Annotated in this window: 14 protein-coding genes and 1 pseudogene; 7 read left to right on the forward strand and 8 right to left on the reverse strand. The window is 47.4% G+C overall.

Annotation, left to right across the window (positions count from 1 at the left end; all coding sequences use genetic code 11):
* Positions 1-103 precede the first annotated feature (103 nt).
* From E5329_RS02360 to E5329_RS02375, 4 genes are all read right to left on the reverse strand, one after another.
* The gene (locus tag E5329_RS02360; protein WP_135987979.1) at positions 104-850 is read right to left on the reverse strand and encodes a hypothetical protein; all 747 of its coding nucleotides are present in this window, start codon (positions 848-850) and stop codon (positions 104-106) included.
* Between the two features lie 18 nt (positions 851-868).
* Complete coding sequence (locus E5329_RS02365) at positions 869-1,387, reverse strand: RNA polymerase sigma factor (protein ID WP_135987980.1); 519 nt, start codon at positions 1,385-1,387, stop codon at positions 869-871.
* 154 nt (positions 1,388-1,541) lie between these two features.
* Positions 1,542-3,548, reverse strand: a complete 2,007-nt coding sequence (gene bilR, locus E5329_RS02370; RefSeq protein ID WP_135987981.1) for a bilirubin reductase, long form — start codon at positions 3,546-3,548, stop codon at positions 1,542-1,544.
* Positions 3,549-3,647: 99 nt separating this feature from the next.
* Positions 3,648-5,564, reverse strand: a complete 1,917-nt coding sequence (locus E5329_RS02375; protein WP_135987982.1) for an NAD(P)/FAD-dependent oxidoreductase — start codon at positions 5,562-5,564, stop codon at positions 3,648-3,650.
* Positions 5,565-5,731: 167 nt separating this feature from the next.
* On the opposite strand from E5329_RS02375, the gene E5329_RS02380 reads away from it, so the two are divergent.
* The 7 genes and pseudogenes from E5329_RS02380 to E5329_RS32495 form a co-directional block, all read left to right on the forward strand.
* The gene (locus E5329_RS02380; RefSeq protein ID WP_168356489.1) at positions 5,732-6,556 is read left to right on the forward strand and encodes an AraC family transcriptional regulator; all 825 of its coding nucleotides are present in this window, start codon (positions 5,732-5,734) and stop codon (positions 6,554-6,556) included.
* 316 nt (positions 6,557-6,872) lie between these two features.
* Complete coding sequence (locus E5329_RS02385; protein WP_135987984.1) at positions 6,873-7,595, forward strand: LytR/AlgR family response regulator transcription factor; 723 nt, start codon at positions 6,873-6,875, stop codon at positions 7,593-7,595.
* A gap of 1 nt (position 7,596) precedes the next feature.
* Complete coding sequence (locus E5329_RS02390; protein ID WP_135987985.1) at positions 7,597-8,964, forward strand: sensor histidine kinase; 1,368 nt, start codon at positions 7,597-7,599, stop codon at positions 8,962-8,964.
* 189 nt (positions 8,965-9,153) lie between these two features.
* Positions 9,154-9,939 (forward strand): FlxA-like family protein, encoded by a 786-nt coding sequence (locus E5329_RS02395; RefSeq protein WP_135987986.1) that lies wholly within the window; start codon positions 9,154-9,156, stop codon positions 9,937-9,939.
* The gene (locus E5329_RS32045) at positions 9,914-10,066 is read left to right on the forward strand and encodes a 2Fe-2S iron-sulfur cluster-binding protein (protein WP_334295734.1); all 153 of its coding nucleotides are present in this window, start codon (positions 9,914-9,916) and stop codon (positions 10,064-10,066) included. The genes E5329_RS02395 and E5329_RS32045 overlap by 26 nt, the downstream gene beginning before the upstream one ends.
* Before the next feature lie 107 nt (positions 10,067-10,173).
* On the forward strand, positions 10,174-10,470 hold the full coding sequence (locus tag E5329_RS31490) for a 2Fe-2S iron-sulfur cluster-binding protein (protein WP_334295735.1): 297 nt from the start codon (positions 10,174-10,176) through the stop codon (positions 10,468-10,470).
* A gap of 31 nt (positions 10,471-10,501) precedes the next feature.
* A pseudogene (locus E5329_RS32495) lies at positions 10,502-10,783 on the forward strand (ATP-binding cassette domain-containing protein); the annotation flags it as partial.
* A 354-nt stretch (positions 10,784-11,137) separates the two neighbouring features.
* Here the strand turns inward: E5329_RS32495 and E5329_RS02415 are convergent.
* From E5329_RS02415 to E5329_RS02430, 4 genes are all read right to left on the reverse strand, one after another.
* Positions 11,138-12,355, reverse strand: a complete 1,218-nt coding sequence (locus E5329_RS02415) for an L-lactate MFS transporter (protein ID WP_135987989.1) — start codon at positions 12,353-12,355, stop codon at positions 11,138-11,140.
* A gap of 106 nt (positions 12,356-12,461) precedes the next feature.
* Entirely contained in the window at positions 12,462-14,408 is a 1,947-nt protein-coding gene (locus E5329_RS02420) for an FAD-dependent oxidoreductase (protein ID WP_135987990.1), read from the reverse strand.
* Between the two features lie 152 nt (positions 14,409-14,560).
* Entirely contained in the window at positions 14,561-15,496 is a 936-nt protein-coding gene (locus tag E5329_RS02425; protein WP_135987991.1) for a LysR family transcriptional regulator, read from the reverse strand.
* Positions 15,497-15,499: 3 nt separating this feature from the next.
* Complete coding sequence (locus tag E5329_RS02430; RefSeq protein ID WP_135987992.1) at positions 15,500-16,498, reverse strand: SGNH/GDSL hydrolase family protein; 999 nt, start codon at positions 16,496-16,498, stop codon at positions 15,500-15,502.
* Between the last annotated feature and the right edge of the window lie 112 nt (positions 16,499-16,610).

Consider the following 16,610-nt stretch of genomic DNA (forward strand, 5'->3'; position numbering starts at 1 on the left):
TGGTACTTGTTCCAAAGCCAGGAGATGAAAAAGCGTCAGCTCTGAAGGTTATTCTGCGGTTTTTCAGTATTGCCATGTATGAAAAAGCGTCAGCTCTGGGCATTTATTCTGCGGTTTCCCAGTATTCCTGGCAAGAGTTCAGGGTGCGGCTGACTGCCAGGCACCAGAACAGCAGGGACATTCCAAGGATTCCAACCCAAACTGGCAGCGTAACTGCGGCATAGACTCTTTCGTTTAAAGTAATCAGCAGCCACAATGCACTCCATAAAACAGACAGGGCCAGGGCGGACGCCTCCGTCATCTTTCGCCTGCTGCCTAATGTGCCGAAGCAGATGGCGGATGTTACAATCATTGGCAGCAGAAACTGAATCAGTAATCGCTCAAAGGGGAAATGAAATCCCAGGATTGCCATGCCGCAGAATAAGGTGAGCAGCAAAGCGTCCGCAATGCCGAATAGAAGCATTCGCGCCGCATAAATGTGCCGCAGGGAATAGTAAGCGGTTTTTTCGATTTCCATACTCTGGCTGGAACGGTTTTTCCAGAATTCCGGTATAGTGAGTATGGAAAATAAAGTGGAGCATACCGCCATTCCCCGCTGGATGTGGCTCTCCTCCCAGGAGGAGGCCAGTATTGCCCCTCCAAAGCACAGAAGCAGAAACTGAAGAAACCACCATCGTTTTTGGATCAGCTTTAGCTGTATCCATAGAAATTCATCGCAGCTCAGCATGGTTTCCTGCCAGGCGCTGTAAAGGGATTGCTTTGCGGTTTGGACGGTTTGGGATATTTTTTCTTCATTTGGCGCGGACTGTGATTGTTTCTGATAGGATTTGAGCAGTTGTTCCAAGTTCATGAAATTCCTCCTTTCTGTTTACATCAGCAGTTTTTCTAATTGTATTTTTGCCTGGCGGAAGCGGTATTTCACCAGGGGAAGCCTTATCTGCAGAATTTTTGCGATTTCAGACAGTGTCAGTTCCTGGAAATAATAAAGGATGATGACCTCTCTGTAATCCTCTGGAAGCTGCTGTAAGGCATGGCCCACCGTAAGTTTGTCCACAATCTGTTCTATTTGCCCGGTTTCTGGTTCCAGGGAGTCGTTCAGCCTGGAATCTTCCAGGGGAATCTCCTTTTTCTTTTTGTAAAAGTCCCGGCACAGATTTCCAGCGATGGTGTATAAATAATTTTTGGCTTTGCCGCTGTGGCGGTAGGCGGCGATGCTTTTGAAAAACCGCGCAAAGGTCTCCTGTGTCAAATCCTCGGCGTCCCTTTGATCCTGACAGCGGTATTTGCAGTAAGTTAAGATTTCCGGATAGTATTTGCGGACAAAATCTTCCATGGCAGGTTCATCGCCTTGTTTTATTTTTCGGATTAAAAGAAAATCAGCATCCATAGAAACCCCCTTTCTGTTAAGTATAACGAATCAGAGAGGGAAAAGGATAGTGAAAAAGACCGTTTACCTTTTTATTTTGGTAAACGGTCAGAAAATGATAATAATTTTTCAGTTGTCAGAAAGATACTGGGAAAAAGTTAAATTTTGCTGCCTGCTAAATTTCGTTTGCCCCATGGTATCCGCTGCGGATCGCTGCCCCGATGTCTGCAGTCCGCTGGCCAGAGCAGTCCCCGATGTAAGTAATGGGAGCCGTAACGCCGCTTTCGTCAAATATATTTTTCTTAGAACCCAGGGCGTTCACAATGGAGTCTGCATGGATGGTGAGTTCTGTGCCATCCTGGACATTTTCTGCATAAATGACATTGCCGCGGATTTCTTTTACTTTCGTGTTTACATGCTGTTCTACCTTATGGACTTCAAAATCTTTTAGAATCAGCGGCATAACGGTTCCAGATTCTCCGGATGCAATTTTATCCAGCATTTCTATAATAATAACCTTGTGCCCTCTGGAAGCCAGATATTCTGCTGTTTCCGTTCCAACCAGGCCGCCGCCTAAGACTGCGCAGACGCCGGAAACTTCTGCTCCTGCCAGAACATCCCAGGCGGAGAGGATATGGCTGTTTTCTGCCGGCATGGGGAGAGCCATATTGTGGGCGCCTACAGCCACAATCACTGTGTCAAAACCGTTTAGTTCTGCAGCTGTTGGCTGAGTGTTCAGTTTCAAATCCACAGAAAGAGAGGGCAGGATTTTTTCATAATAAGTTACAGCCCTAAGGATTTCGCTTTTTCTGGGCGGTACGGCTGCTAAATGGATTTGTCCGCCGATTTTGCCGTCTTTTTCAAAAAGGGTTACCTGATGACCACGTTTTGCGGCAACCCTTGCGGCTTCTAAGCCGGCGATTCCGGCGCCTACTACGGCAACTTTTTTGGAGACGTTTGCTTCTTTTAAGAAGATCGTGGACTCATCGCCGTTTTCTGCATTGAGGATGCAGGAAATATATTTGCGGTTCTGAATAGCGTCCACACAACCCTTGTTGCAGTTTAAGCATTCCCGGATGCATTCTCCGGCGGCTGTTTTGACAGCGATATCCGGGTCTGTCAGCAGGGATCTTCCATATCCAATCACATCGGCCTCTCCCTGTGCCAGAATCTGTTCTCCAGCTTCTGCGGTGACAACCCTTCCTACTGTAGCCACAGGGATGGAAACAGCGGCTTTTACTTTCTTTGCGGTGGGCAGGGTCCAGTTATAGGGAACATCTCCCATAGGCGGAATGGTGTCGCCCATGTTTCCGGTGTGGTTTGCCTGGGCCACCTGAATCATATCTACGCCTGCCTGTTCCAGAAGCTTTGCAAAGGAAATGGCTTCTTCTTCCAGAAGCCCGCCTTTTCCTCTGAGGGAGCCGTCTGGATTCACGGTAATCACCGGGAGCTTGTATTCCACAGCCAATGAGGGAGCTGCTTCCTGAATGGCCGCCACAACTTCCAGGGAGTATCTGGTGCGGTTCTCCAGGCTGCCGCCATATGCGTCAGTGCGGTGGTTCAGCAGTGTGGAGCACATGGAGCCAAGCAGACGGTCGCCGTGGATTTCAATGGCGTCTGCGCCGGCTTGTTCTGCTCTTTTTGCGCAGCTGGCAATGCTCTGGCGGATTTGGGATAACTGTTCTGTCGTTGCTTCATCTACAAAATGCTGCATGTCATGGCGGAGCTTGGCATAGGCTTCTTTGGTTGTTTTTTCTGCAAGCTCCGTCTGTTTTTTGCATTCTTCTTCGTTTCCGGCAGCCTGTGCGTCTGCAGCGGCTTTTCTTGCCATGTTTGCGCCCATAATCAGCCTTCCCACTCCCGGAACGTCATATTCCGGGTGGAAAATCTGCAGCGCCAGCTTGCTGCCATGGGCGTGCAGAGCGTCTGCCAGCTTCCGGAAGGCTGGAATCTGACTGTCGTCATAGAGCATCGGGGTAGGGGAGGCGGTGCGCACAGGCGCAACGTCGCCGATTACAATGTACGCAGTTCCGCCTTTGGCCAGGCGTTCATAGAAGCTAAGGCTCCTGGCGCCAATGGAGCCGTCCCGTTCCTCATAGCCGGTAGTCAGCGGAGGAAACATAATTCTGTTTTTCAATGTCATGCTGCCAACCTGGATTGGTTCTAATAGTTTTTTTTCCATAGTGTTGTTCTCCTTTTCTTTTCTGGCATTTAGATGAAATAGTTTGCAGAAAGCCCCTGTATGGCTCATTTGCTTTTGCGCAAAGGACATATCCGGGCATTACAGGGCTTTTGCAAAATGATGCGCTGCAGTAATGGCGTCTTTCAGATTCCCCACCTGATTGCAGTCTCCTAAAACATGGGCGTGGCTGCAGTCTACGGGAACTGGGGAATAGCCTACAGCAAATATCAGTGTGTCAGCGTCAGTGATTACATGCTCTTTACCGTCTTTTTCATAGGTGATGGAAGTTGCGTCTACGTTTGTAACAACGCTGTTTAATTCCAGCTTGACGCCTTTTCGGATTAACCGCTGTGTCAGCACGCTTTTTGCGGCGCCGCCTTCCCCGGCCATCAGCGTATCAGTCATTTCAATGACAGTCACGTCCCGGTTTGCAGGGAATCTGTCGTCAATCAGGGGAGCCAGATAGTCTGCGGTCTCACAGCCTACAGAACCGCCTCCAAGGATGACGATTTTCCGTCCTGGGAATCCCTTGCCGGATAAGACGTCGTCTGCGGTCATGGTCTGTTTGAAGCATTGGAAGGGTTTGATTACCTTTGGCTGTGCGCCGGAAGTGCAGATAATTTCGTACCCTTCAAAATCACTGGATATCATGTCAGGGGTGACTTCGCAGTTCATTCGGATTTCGATTCCGGCATGTTTCAGTCTGCGCGCCATGAATTTGATGACCTTGCACAGTTCTTGTTTTCCGATCGGAACAGACGCCAGCCGCAGCAGTCCGCCCAGTTCCTGGCTTTTCTCGCAGAGAATAACTTCATGCCCCCGCATTTTGGCGGTGTAGGCTGCTTCCATTCCTGCCGGGCCTGCGCCGATCACAAGCACTTTTTTCTTTTCCGGCGCAGGTTCTATGGCGTCGGATTCCACGGAAGGGTTGACGGTGCAGGCAATTGGTTTGCCGAACATAATTCCGGTCAGGCAGCGGCCGCAGCCAATACAGGGTCGGATGTCGTCTGTTTTGCCGGCAGCGGCTTTGTTGGCAAATTCACTGTCGCAGAGGTTGGGCCTGCCAATCATGCAGATATCTGTTTTGCCGTTTGCAATCAGTTCTTCTGCAATCCAGGGTTCATTAATGCGTGCCACAGTGGAAACCGGAATGGTCAGGCGCCTGCGGATTTCTTCTGCTGCCTGGGCGTGAGGAGCCGGTGAGGTTCCCGGCGCCGGCATGGAGCTGCCTCGCTTGATGGTATTGCCGCCAGACACGTGGATAAAATTTACGCCTGCCCGTTCTAATTGTTTTGACACATAAATCATGTCATTTAAGGTCAGTCCGCCGTCGCTGTACTCGTCTCCAGAAATCCGCACGTCAATGATAAAATCTTCTCCGCACTGCTTGCGGATGGCTTCGATGACTTCCAGAGTCAGACGCAGGCGTCCGTTGATATCTCCGCCATATTCGTCGGTACGTTTATTGTAAAGGGGCGTGAGGAAGCCGCCCAACAGTCCATGGGCATGTGCAGCCTGGATTTCCACGCCGTCGCCTCCTGCCTGCTGGAAGCGGCGGGCAGCTTCGCCAAACTGCCTTACGATCACGTGGAGTTCTTCGACTGTGGCAGGCCGGGGCGCTGATTTGGCGTAATAGGGACCAACGTTGGAGGGGGCGATAAGCTGAGGCGTTCCGGGAATGGGAAACGCCATGTAGGCAGGATGGAAAAGCTGTGACAAAATCTTAGTGTCATATTGGTGCACAGCATCCACCAGCTTCTTCCAGCCTGGGATGTAGCTGTCATCATGGATGGACATGTCTCCCGGCAGGTAAGTGTAAACAGGTTCTACGGTGGTTACTTCCGTGATAATCAGGCCCACGCCGCCTTTGGCCCGGTTGGAATAATGCTCAACCAGGGCGTCTGTCACATAGCCCTTGTCAGCCAGGTTGGTGGACAGGGGCGGCAGGAAAATACGGTTTTTTACAGTTGTGTTCCCAATCTGAATCGGGGAAAACAGGTGTGGAAAATGATGCATGACGGGTCCTCCTTTCGGTTCTTTGGTTGTTCGTGAGTATAAATTAAATTATATTGGGAAAAATGGTGGAATAATTATGATTTTTTGATATAATAGTATGAAATATTGATGTATGGATTTTTGTGTATGGAATCGTTGAATTCTTTGCTTCAGAAATGGAGATGTTTATGCAGAATTTATTTAAGATTACGAAATACAGCCTGGATGCAGGCGCTAACCACATCTTTCGTACCGGATACCGCTATGGCGTGATCTTTGTTCTTCACGGAACCTGCCAGTTTTCAGGAGAGATCCAGCAGCTTTGCCGTCCATCTGACATTATTTTTCTCAAGCCGGGACAAACCAAAGAGATCCTGACTTTGTCACAAAAATCCTCCTGTGCGCTGCTTTGTATCATGATTCCGGAGAAATCTCTGACGGCGCTTTCCGATGCTACCTGCGATCTGGCTGAAAAATTCCGGTTTGCCCCTTATGAGACAGCTGTTATTCCAGGGGAAATGAAATCCGCCATGCTGCTTCGGAATATGGTGATAAAGTTGGATGCGCTGAAAGACGAAGACATTAAGCTGGGAACGGAACTGTATGAAAAGAGCCTGTTTACTGCTTTTTTGGCATTATTTCTGCGCACCTGTATCCAGAGCGATCAGGTGCACCAGTCCCATCAAAAGAAAATGCTGATAATTGATGATGTCTTTGAATATATCAGCCAGCATTTGACGGAAGATCTTTCGCTGAAAAGGCTGGAGGAGGAGTTTTTTATTTCTGGCGAGCATATTTCCAGGGAGTTTAAAAAGAGTGCGGGAGTTACGCTGCATTCCTACATTACCCGGGCGCGGATTGATTTGAGCAAGAAATATCTTCTGCAGGGACTGTCAGTCCGTGACGTCTGCCAGATGTGCGGATTCAGCAGCTATAATCATTTTTTTAAAATGTTTAAACAGGAATGCGGCATGACGCCGATGGAGTATTACAGGAAAACACGAAAGATATAAAGATTTTTATGGTTGAATGGATCACAGATCCATTGTCTGTTGAAATGATAAAGGATAGAGGAAATAAAACCAGATGAGGTTCTTTAACAGTATTTTGATACAATACACAAAAGGAACATATCTGAGTTATAATAAGCGCCGGCTGAACGAAGTATACCTGCATGATAAAATGAAAAAGATAATTTTGAAGGTGATGGAGAACATAAAATTTATTATGCTTTTATCAGATGGATAATGCTTGAGTTCTCCAGCATTTTTGCTGTGGCGTCTCAAAAACCGATCTAATATTTATCAACAAATTACCAAGGAGTGAAAAATGCAGATAGCAGTATGTGACGATGAAAAAGAAATCAGGGATATGTTTGCGCAAGAGATAGGGAAGCTTTATCCAGAAGCAGATCTGTCACTGTACCAGTCAGGGGAGGAGCTGCTTTTGTCAGGAGGAGAGCCGGATATCCTGTTGTTGGATATTCAGATGCCAGGGAAGAACGGTATGGAAACGGCAAAGGAACTGCGTAGGAAAAACAAAAAAGCAATCATTATTTTTGTGACCGCTTTGGATGATTTTGTATTTCAGGCGTTCGACGTAGGGGCGTTCCATTATCTGGTAAAACCTTTGGATGGCAGAAAATTTTCTGAGGTATTGCTGAATGCCGTAAAACAGTTTGAAGACAGAAAGAAGCTGGATGGAGCAAGCAGAAAAAGGGAATTGCCAAGCCTGATGATAACCACAGGAGGGAAACATATCACTGTCAATCTGGAGGATATCGTATATGCGGAGGTGTTTGACCGGAAAGTGATCCTGCATACGATGGATTCAGATATAGAATATTATGGGAAAATGAGAGAACTGGAAGAAAAAGCAGGAGATGAATTTTACCGCACCCACAGGTCGTTCCTTGTGAATTTTGGATATATCAGGAAATATGATGCAACAACAGTCTATCTGAAAAAAGGTCAGGCGCTGATGGCAAAACAGAACTATCAGGGGTTTGTAAAAAGCTATTTAAGGTATAACCAAAGGAAGGGGCGGACATGAGATGACCAATTTGGCCGATTGGAGCAGTTTCACGCAGGCGGTTTCGATGATAGAACTATGCATTGCAGGATACTGTCTTTATATACTTGTAAAGCCATTTTTGCAGAGTGCAAAGGTGGCGTTGGCGGCAGGAGGGACTTTCTTTTTAACAATGCTGGGGCTTTATGTTGTGCCGCTGTCTAGTGATATGTTTATGGCGTATGCCTTTGGAAGTCTTATGGCGTTTTTGGTGATGTGCGGTCTGGAACGGGGGAATTATATTCAGAAGGCTTTCCTTGTAATCACTTATTTTTCATTGCGCTGGTTTACTGCCGCAATGGCAGAACTTCTATATGATAAATTGTATTATTTGGCGGCAAATACTATGTGGTATAAGGGAAATCCCCCGATGCGTCTGCAGTTTGTGGTTTATTTCGGCGTCTGTGTATTTTACCTTACAATGGTTTTTGCGATCACGGCTGGCGCCATTTACTGTATAGTAAAAAGCTATGTATATAAATATGAACGGATGTCAATGCGAGAATTGCTTATGTTGGTGATTCCGCCATTTCTGGGAGCAGTGGGCTATAAAATTATACATTACTATCGCTTTTTCTATATTCAGAAGAACAAACCGGCAGAGACATATGATATGCTGTTGCTTATTTATTGCGGAGGGGCGGTGACGGTGGTTGTTATTTTGATTATGCTTTATCAGAATATAAAAGCGTCACAGGAGGAAAAGTTAGCAAATCAGTTGCTTTCCACACAGATGGACAATCTGAAGCTGCATATTGAACAGGTGGAAAATCTGTATCAGGATATCCGGAGTATGAAACACGATATGACAAACCATGTTCTTACGCTAGAAAGGCTTTATGAAGGGAATGAAACAAAGGAAGCAAAAGAATATGTTCAAGAACTGAAGTCAGCTTTTATTGAAACGGTGGGTGAGGTAAATAGTGGGAATCCTGTCACTGATGTTATTCTGCGGGGATGGCAGGCAGAAGCAGAAAAAAAGAATATTCATTTCCAGTGCGATTTTCATTATCCCACAGACTCTAATATTAACGCATTTGATGTCAGTGTAATATTAAACAATGCGCTGCAGAATGCAGTAGAAAACATAGGAGGAAGCGGGGAACTGCTTATTTCCATTCTTTCATACCGCAGGGATAACGCATATATGATAGAGATAAGCAACAGCTTTACAGGAAATTTGCGGCGGGATACAGAAAGCGGACTTCTGATAACGTCAAAAGAGAAAAAAGACAGCCATGGATATGGGTTGAATAATATTCGAAAAATAGCAGGAAAGTATTTTGGAGATATAGATTTTATTGCCCAAAATGGAGAATTTATTCTAAGTATTATGATGATGATAGAGTAATAGATACCTCTTATGCAGGACGGAAAAATTGGTCTGCATAAGAGGTATTTTGGGTTTACAGCAGAAAAAGGGCGGCTCACAGCAGCTTGCTTTATTATGAATTTTTATTCTCCGATAGATTTATAAGAAGCCTAATATGGATGACATAGATACGGATTTCAACATTTATTTTTAAGGAGGAATAAGAAAATGACAATTAACAGTATCCATGGAGCAAACACACAAGCAGGGCAGATGGGAAAGAATCAGGCAGCGGATTCTTACAGCCGGAATATTCAGAACCAGATTGCCAATGCACAGCAGCAGCTGCAGGAGCTTTCTTCCAATGAAGATATGACATTAGAGGAAAAAATGAAGAAGCGGCAGGAAATACAGCAGAAGATCAGCGACCTGAATATGCAGTTAAGACAGCGCCAGATGGAGCAGCGCAAGGAGAAACAGCAGGCAAAAGGTTCTTCTATGGACGATATGCTTGGCGGCACAAGAAATGCGGGAAACAAGAATCCCGGACTGTCAAAGGCAAGCATGACAGCAATAATGACAGCGGACAATTTATTAAAACAGGCAAATGTACAGGGCAGCGTTGCTGCAAGTATGGAGGGAAAAGCAGGCGTACTTAAATCCGAGATTAAGACTAGTCAGGGTGCAAGCTTAGAGCAAAAGAAAAAGGAGTTAGCAGAGGTTGAACAAAAAGCCCAGGCAGCGACTAGCTCGCAGATTTCTACTCTGGCAGACGTAAACAAAACAGTGGAGGAAGCGTCAAAGGCAGACAGCAAGGAGGAAAAGAAGGAAAACAAAGACACAAAAACGGCAAGTGTAAAAGAGAAAGATTCAGAAGAAAATGTGTCCAGTGCAGATACACAGAACGAAAGTGTAAATACACAATCAGATGTGCCCGCTTCCAATAGTGCGGCAGCAGCCGAAACCACGCCGCAGCAGCCGACTCCATATGTGTCGGTGGACATTCGCTTATAGGAGTACAGACCAGGACAAAACATTGCTGTCCTTTTTGCGGGATGATTTAAAGATTACTTCTGCAAAAGATGGCTGCAGCGAAGGCGCCTGCGGAACCTGTACTGTTCTGGTAGACAAAAAGCAGTAAAAGCCTGCGTACAGAAGGCGTCGAAATTCGCAGGAAAATCCATCCTCACGGTAGAAGGATTAAGCCAGAGGGAGCGGGAAGTTAATGAGTATTGTTTTGCGGCGGCAGTGGCGGTGCAATGCGGATTCTGCATTCCCGGCATGGTGATCTGCGCCAAGGCGCTGCTGGACGCCAATCCCAATCCGGGAATTGCAGATGTAAAAAAAGCAATTCGTGGAAATATCTGCCGCTGCACAGGCTATAAAAAGATCGAGGAAGATATTTTAATGGCGGGGGAATTTTTCCGGGAAGATCTGGAAATTCCAAAGGAGCCGAAGGAGCTGCATATGAATGAGCATTTTAACCGTCCTGACGCCGCCAGAAAGGTAAACGGAACCGGAAAGTATGCGGAGAATTATGCATGATTCCTACCGGAGCAGCCTGCGCCCATGCATACTTCAGCCGCAGAACCGAAGAATCGGCTATCTCTTTCAGAATTACGCTCTCTTTCCCCACATGACAGTGGCAGAAAATATTGGAGCCGGAATGCAAAACAAGCCTGCCAATCTTAGGAAAAGCCATGGGACAGCGGCCGGGAATCTTTGGACAAGGCTGCAGAGAAAAAAAGCTCAAAAACAAAGGCAGATAGAGGAGATGATTTAGAAATTTCAGCTTACCGGCCTGACAGACCGTCTGCCGGGAGAATTGTCCGGCGGACAGCCATTCAGGAGCAGTCTATTTGCTGGTTTGTACAGAAGGATAAACATATTCAGATAGAGAAAAAGGGATTGCCGGATTATTTGGAGTTTAAGGAAGAACAGGTAATGCTTTTTTAACCTATATAGTGGAAAAACCGGGGTGGAAATGGAAGCCCTGACGGGGGTCAGCATTGCCCTTCTGGATAAAACCGGAGGGAAAAGCAAATTTGATAAGCCGGAGCATGTATTTACAGGAAAGTAAAGGTGGCTTTGGCGTTAGGCAAAATGAGGGGCTGTGGGAAGATGACAGCCCCTGCATGTTGTTATTGCTTCGTGAAAAGAAAGTCTGGAAATATTTGCTGTTTTTCCAATGTAATTTCTGCCAATGTATCTGTCAATGCGCCATTTTCCGGTATACAAAGGTAAGCAGAATTCCAGCGGCGCTCAGTCCGCAGGCAATCAGGAAGGCGTTCTGGTACGCCCCGGTACTGTGGTAGACATTGCTCATAATCTGCGGCCCGAAATAGCCGGCAAGGGCAAATCCGATAAACATAATGCCGTAGTTGACGCTGTTATGGCGGGGGCCGAACTGGTCTACCGTAAATCCGGGATAAACGCCCATAAAGGAACCAAAGCTGATTCCAACGACAGATATTCCGATATAGAAAGTTGCAGCGCTTCCGGTTCCGGAAAAATACAGAAGCAGCATCCCTGCAATGGACAGGATACATGCGCTCATCAGAGTATTTATTCTGCCGATTTTATCCGAAATATAACCGGCCAGAATACGTCCTGCAGCATTAAAAAGGGCTAGTATGGACACTGCTGCGCTTGCTGCAATGGCAGTCATCCCAATCATATTCTGGGCAACGGCGGAAGCCTGGGAAATAACCATCATTCCGCTGAAGGCCCCGCTTGTCAAAAGCAGCAGCATGACATAGAACACAGGCGTTTTCAGCATAGCTGTCCAATCCATGTCGCCGGAGCTTTTCTGATTTGCCGGAGGCGTATATCCGGCTGGAACATATCCTTGGGGACATTGCTCCAGGAAAAAAGTGCTGCCTGTCACAACCACAAGAAATACTGCCCCTATTAATTTAAAGGCAAAGGCTGCATCCCATTTGTTGACAATAACAGTGACCATCGGCGGAAGGATTACAGAACTAAAGCCGTATACAGCAGTGGTAATTCCGCCTACCAGCCCCCGTTTGTCGGGAAAGTATTTTACACTTGTAGAGATTGTGCTGCCGTACGCCATGCCAAGCCCCAGTCCTGAAATAACGCCAAATGAAATCAGGAGAAATCCAACGCTTGAGGCAAATCCGGACAGAATCATTCCGCCGCCGAACATGATCCCGCCGATGGCAATGACCTTTTTGGGGCCCAGGCGGTCGTTGAACCATCCGCCGGATATCATAGTAATGGGGCCTACTGCATTTGCAACAGTATAGACAATGGCAAGATCCCCGGCGGTTACCTGCAGGTTTAAAGTATTGTTAAAGTAATCGGTCATGGAAGAAGCGAATACACTCCAGGCGTAAATGGAACCCAGGCACAGGTTGATCAGGCATGCTGCCGCCAGGATGATCCATCTTTTTTTATCTGTATTCATTCCTTATTGCTCCTTTCGTGTTTGGTTAAAATTAGATTCAGAAACTTAAGTCTCCAGGGGCCAAATCCTGCTGCGCACAGCGATTGCTGATAACCAGCCGGAAGCCTTAGATATCCAGCGCGGCATGATATCCCTGGTATACTGCATTGGTGATGGTGGACACTTTTGCACAGTCGCCGATGGACGCCACATAGGGAGCCGTATCCTGCAATGCCTCCACAACATCCCTGCGTGCTCTCTGTCCCAAGGCGCATAGAACGGAATTGCCTATCAAAAGATGCTGCTGTTTTTCCGAATCTTCGCATAGAACGCCTTGTGGCGTAATTTCAAGTCCCCGGAAACCAGTGCGGATTTCCACCAGGTTTTCCATCTGCTTTAAAAGGAGCGGGCGGTGTCTGACATTGGCGTCCGGCGCCAATTCTTTCCGCATTTCCACAATGGTGACTTTTTTTCCTTCCTGCGCCAGATGGATGGCGGCTTCACAGCCGGCCAGACCGCCGCCCAGTACCACAACGTTATCTTTGATGTTCTCTTTTTCCAGATAATAATTGTTAACAATCGTGACGTTTTCTCCATGGATTCCTGGAATCGGAGGAACCAGCGGGCTGGAACCGGCGGCAATAATTACAGCGTCGGGAGATTCCTGTTCTACCAGTTCCTTTGAGGCTTCCGTGTTCAGGCGGATTTCTACCCCTGCTTCCCGGCACTGCTTTGCAAATGTCAGAGACAGCTCGTACATTTCATGTTTAAAGGGCAGCGCCTGTTCGCTTTTTAAAATGCCGCCAAGTTCAGATTCTTTTTCCATAAGGATTACCTTGTGTCCCCGCAGGGCAGCGGTATGCGCAGCTTTCAGCCCTCCGGGACCGCCGCCGACTACAACCACTTTTTTGCTTTCTGGCGCTTTGGTAATATCACAGCCTTCCATTTCACGGCCAATCAGGGGATTAACGGTGCACCGTCTGGTTGAGGTAGCGGCCCGTTCTGCCATACAGGTAAAGCAACGGAGGCATTTGACAATATCTTCCTCCTTATTTGCCATCACTTTTCTGGGCAGGAAAGGATCTGCCAGAAGAGCTCTTGCCATATACACAATGTCGGCTTTTCCTTCTGCGATAATTTTTTCCATCTGCTGGGGATCATTCAGCCCGCCGATGGTGGCTACGGGAATGGAAACGTGCTTTTTGATTTCAGCCGCAAGATACACGTTGCAGCCGTGGTCTTTGAACATAGAAGGATGTGTGTCGCCGAATCCCCGCTGATAGGTGCCTGCGGAAACGTGGAGAAGGTCAATATAGGGTTCCATTTGCTGTGCAATTTTCACTCCTTCTGCCAAATCGTAGCCGCCTTCAAATAATTCTGAACCGCTCATGCGCAGTTCAATGGGAAATCCCGGGCCTACTGCTTCTCTTACTGCTTTCAGGACTTCAATTGCAAGGCGGCAGCGATTTTCCAGACTTCCGCCGTATTCATCGGTCCGTTTATTGAAATAGGGAGAGAAAAACTGGTTCAGCAGCCATCCATGACCTCCGTGAATCATCAGCATTTCAAAGCCTGCCCGTTTGGCAAGGCCGGCCACATTGCCGTAAGCGGATACAATTTCTGCAAGCATTTCTTTGGTGAGGGATTTGACAGGAACGCCGTCAGGACGGACGGCGTCGCTGGGTCCCCATTGATTCATGGAATGCTGTTTGCTTTTGTCTGTCATATAAGTTCCCGCATACATGCCGGAATGAGAGAGCTCCAGGCTGGGGATGGCGCCGTGCCTGCGTATAGCGTCTGCCGTATAAGCGGCGGCAGCCAGGGAATTTAAAATAGAGGTATCCAAATGGTAGGCATGAGAGCCGTCGGTTTCGGGATGCACCATACATTCGCTGACGGTTACGGCTCCGGCGCCTCCTTTGCCCCTTAATTCATAAAATGCAGTGGATTTTGGGCCGATGCAGCCGTCATTTGTAATGTCTGTTCCGCCCATGGGAGCGGAAAACATGCGGTTGCGGAAGGTTATGTTTCCAATCTGGATGGGACTTGATAAGTGTGGGAATTTCTTTATCATTTTCTTAGGTTCCTTTCTTTTGTTTTTAACCGATAGGGCCGCAGATGGCAATTAGTTATTGCCATCTATATAAGTATAAAAAAATGGTAACATAGAAAAATGCTTCTATCCATCAACAGGACAGAAGCACGTATCAACAAAATTTTTATAGGCTATGAAGGGAGAAACAGCCCGGCAAGCTCCCGCAGGGCCGGTTCTTTTCTCCGGCTGCTGTGCATAATCATAAATATTTTCCAGGGAATGGAATCTGACAGTTCAATCAGATGCAGCCCTTTGATCATGGACTTATCCTTATGGATATCTGCATCAATGCCCAGTCCGGTTTTCTGCCTGCAAAATTGATAGATAAGCTGGCTTTCCATGGTTTTTACGGCAATTATGGGCGTAAAGCCGAAATCCTGGCACCGCTGCAGAAGGCTGTGGTAGCTGTAATATTTTTCATTCAAGGTGATCAGGGGTTCATGCTGCAGATCTTTGACAGAAAGGGATTCCCGCTGGAAAAAAGGGTGCCCTTCATAAACAACAGCGTTCATATTTCTGCTGAAAACCTCCCTGGCCCAAAGCTCCTGGTCCGGAACCTGCCCGATGATAAATCCAAGATCCATGGTTTTTTGCTGTATTTTTTGCAGGATTTCCTGATTGGAGGATTCTTCCCATTGGAGGGTGATCTGCGGGTACTGTTTTTTGTATTCCTCCATTTTCCGGAAGGGAAAAACATTCAGCACGCCGCAGGCGAATCCAATTTTGATTTGCCGGTTTTGATTCTGTATTTGCCGGATGCCCAGGGCAAGTTCCTCAAATTGCTGAAGGAGGGGAAGGCACGTGTGGTAAAGATAGGTTCCGCTTTCGGTTGGGCGCATTCCATTGGCGGAGCGTTCGAACAGGCCGGCGCCCAGTTCCTCTTCCAGATGACGGATCACCCTGCTGAGCCCCTGAGGAGTAATAAACAGTTGTTTTGCCGCCTGATTGATGCTTCCGGTTTCATAAACCTGGCGGAAAAATCTTAAGTCTTTTGTGTCCATGATTTCCTCTCTGTAAACGCTGAAACAGCGGTTTGCTGTTAAATTTTTGTCATGAATATAGATCATGATTTATTCTGCTAAAAACCCGGCCGCCAGTTCCTGAAGCTGGGCGGCTGTTTCCCCGTCCAGTTCTGCGGTGTAGCTGCAGCCTGCCGGGGATTCTCGGAAAATTACAGCATAGGCAATGCATCCGGCCAAATAGGAGCCTTCCAGGGAGGGATGCATCCCGTCTTCATTCCAGAGTTCAATCTGAGGATATTGCTCCAAGCAGCGCATAAATCCCACGCCTCCCGGAATCAGAAGGCTGTCCAGCCGTTCTGATACAGCAATGGTGTTTTGGGCAAGGATGGACTGTACATATTCCCGGCCCATAATTCCCGCACCGTCCTTTGGCGTCCAGGTCATAAGCAGGCCGGTCTGTCCTCCGGCAGCCCGGATTTTTTCATCCAGGGCTAAAGCGGCGGGAAGCATCGTCTCTTCCGCAGAAGAAAATGCATCGTTGGTGTTTTCCTGCAAAATCACAAAATCCCATGGTTCTTCCGTCAGCTTCTGGTTCACGACAGAGCCCCATTCATCTGCGGTGTCAGCAAATTGTGTCAGAGTATATGCTCCTTCGGTTACCTCCTGCACATCGGCGGGATGTCCCATCGCTGCGGCAATTTCAGAGAAAATTACAGGAAGATCGTTGGCATAGGTGTGGCTGTTGCCTACAAACAGGATGCGGGGATTTTCCCCTGCTGCCGGTTCAGGGACTTTTAAGGTTAAGGTCTGGTTGAAGTTGAAGTCCTCTTCCGAGGAATCTTCGGAAGACTGCTGGTCAGAACCGGAATCTTCGGAAGACTGCTCCTTTGTCTGTTGGCTGGAACCGGAGGGTTCGTCGAAATTTTCCTCAGAGTCTTTGGCTGATTGTCCGCCTGAATCAGAAGGAGCTTCGCTGGAAGCAGTATTTTTTTCCGACGCGAAAGGAGAAGCGCAGCCTCCAAGGAGTAAGGCGGCCAACAGGAGACAGAAGATATTTTTCAGATGTCCACAGAAATGTTGATTGTTTTTTCGTTTTTTTCCACGCATTGATATCCTCACTTTCTAAAGAAAAATTGTTTTGGAGTAACATTTTCATAGGAAACTAAGGTTTGCACAGCCATCTGTCCGCCGGGCCGAAGGCCATCTTTCCTATGAAATG

This window comes from Petralouisia muris (assembly GCF_004793545.1).
Taxonomy (GTDB): Bacteria; Bacillota; Clostridia; order Lachnospirales; family Lachnospiraceae; genus Petralouisia; species Petralouisia muris.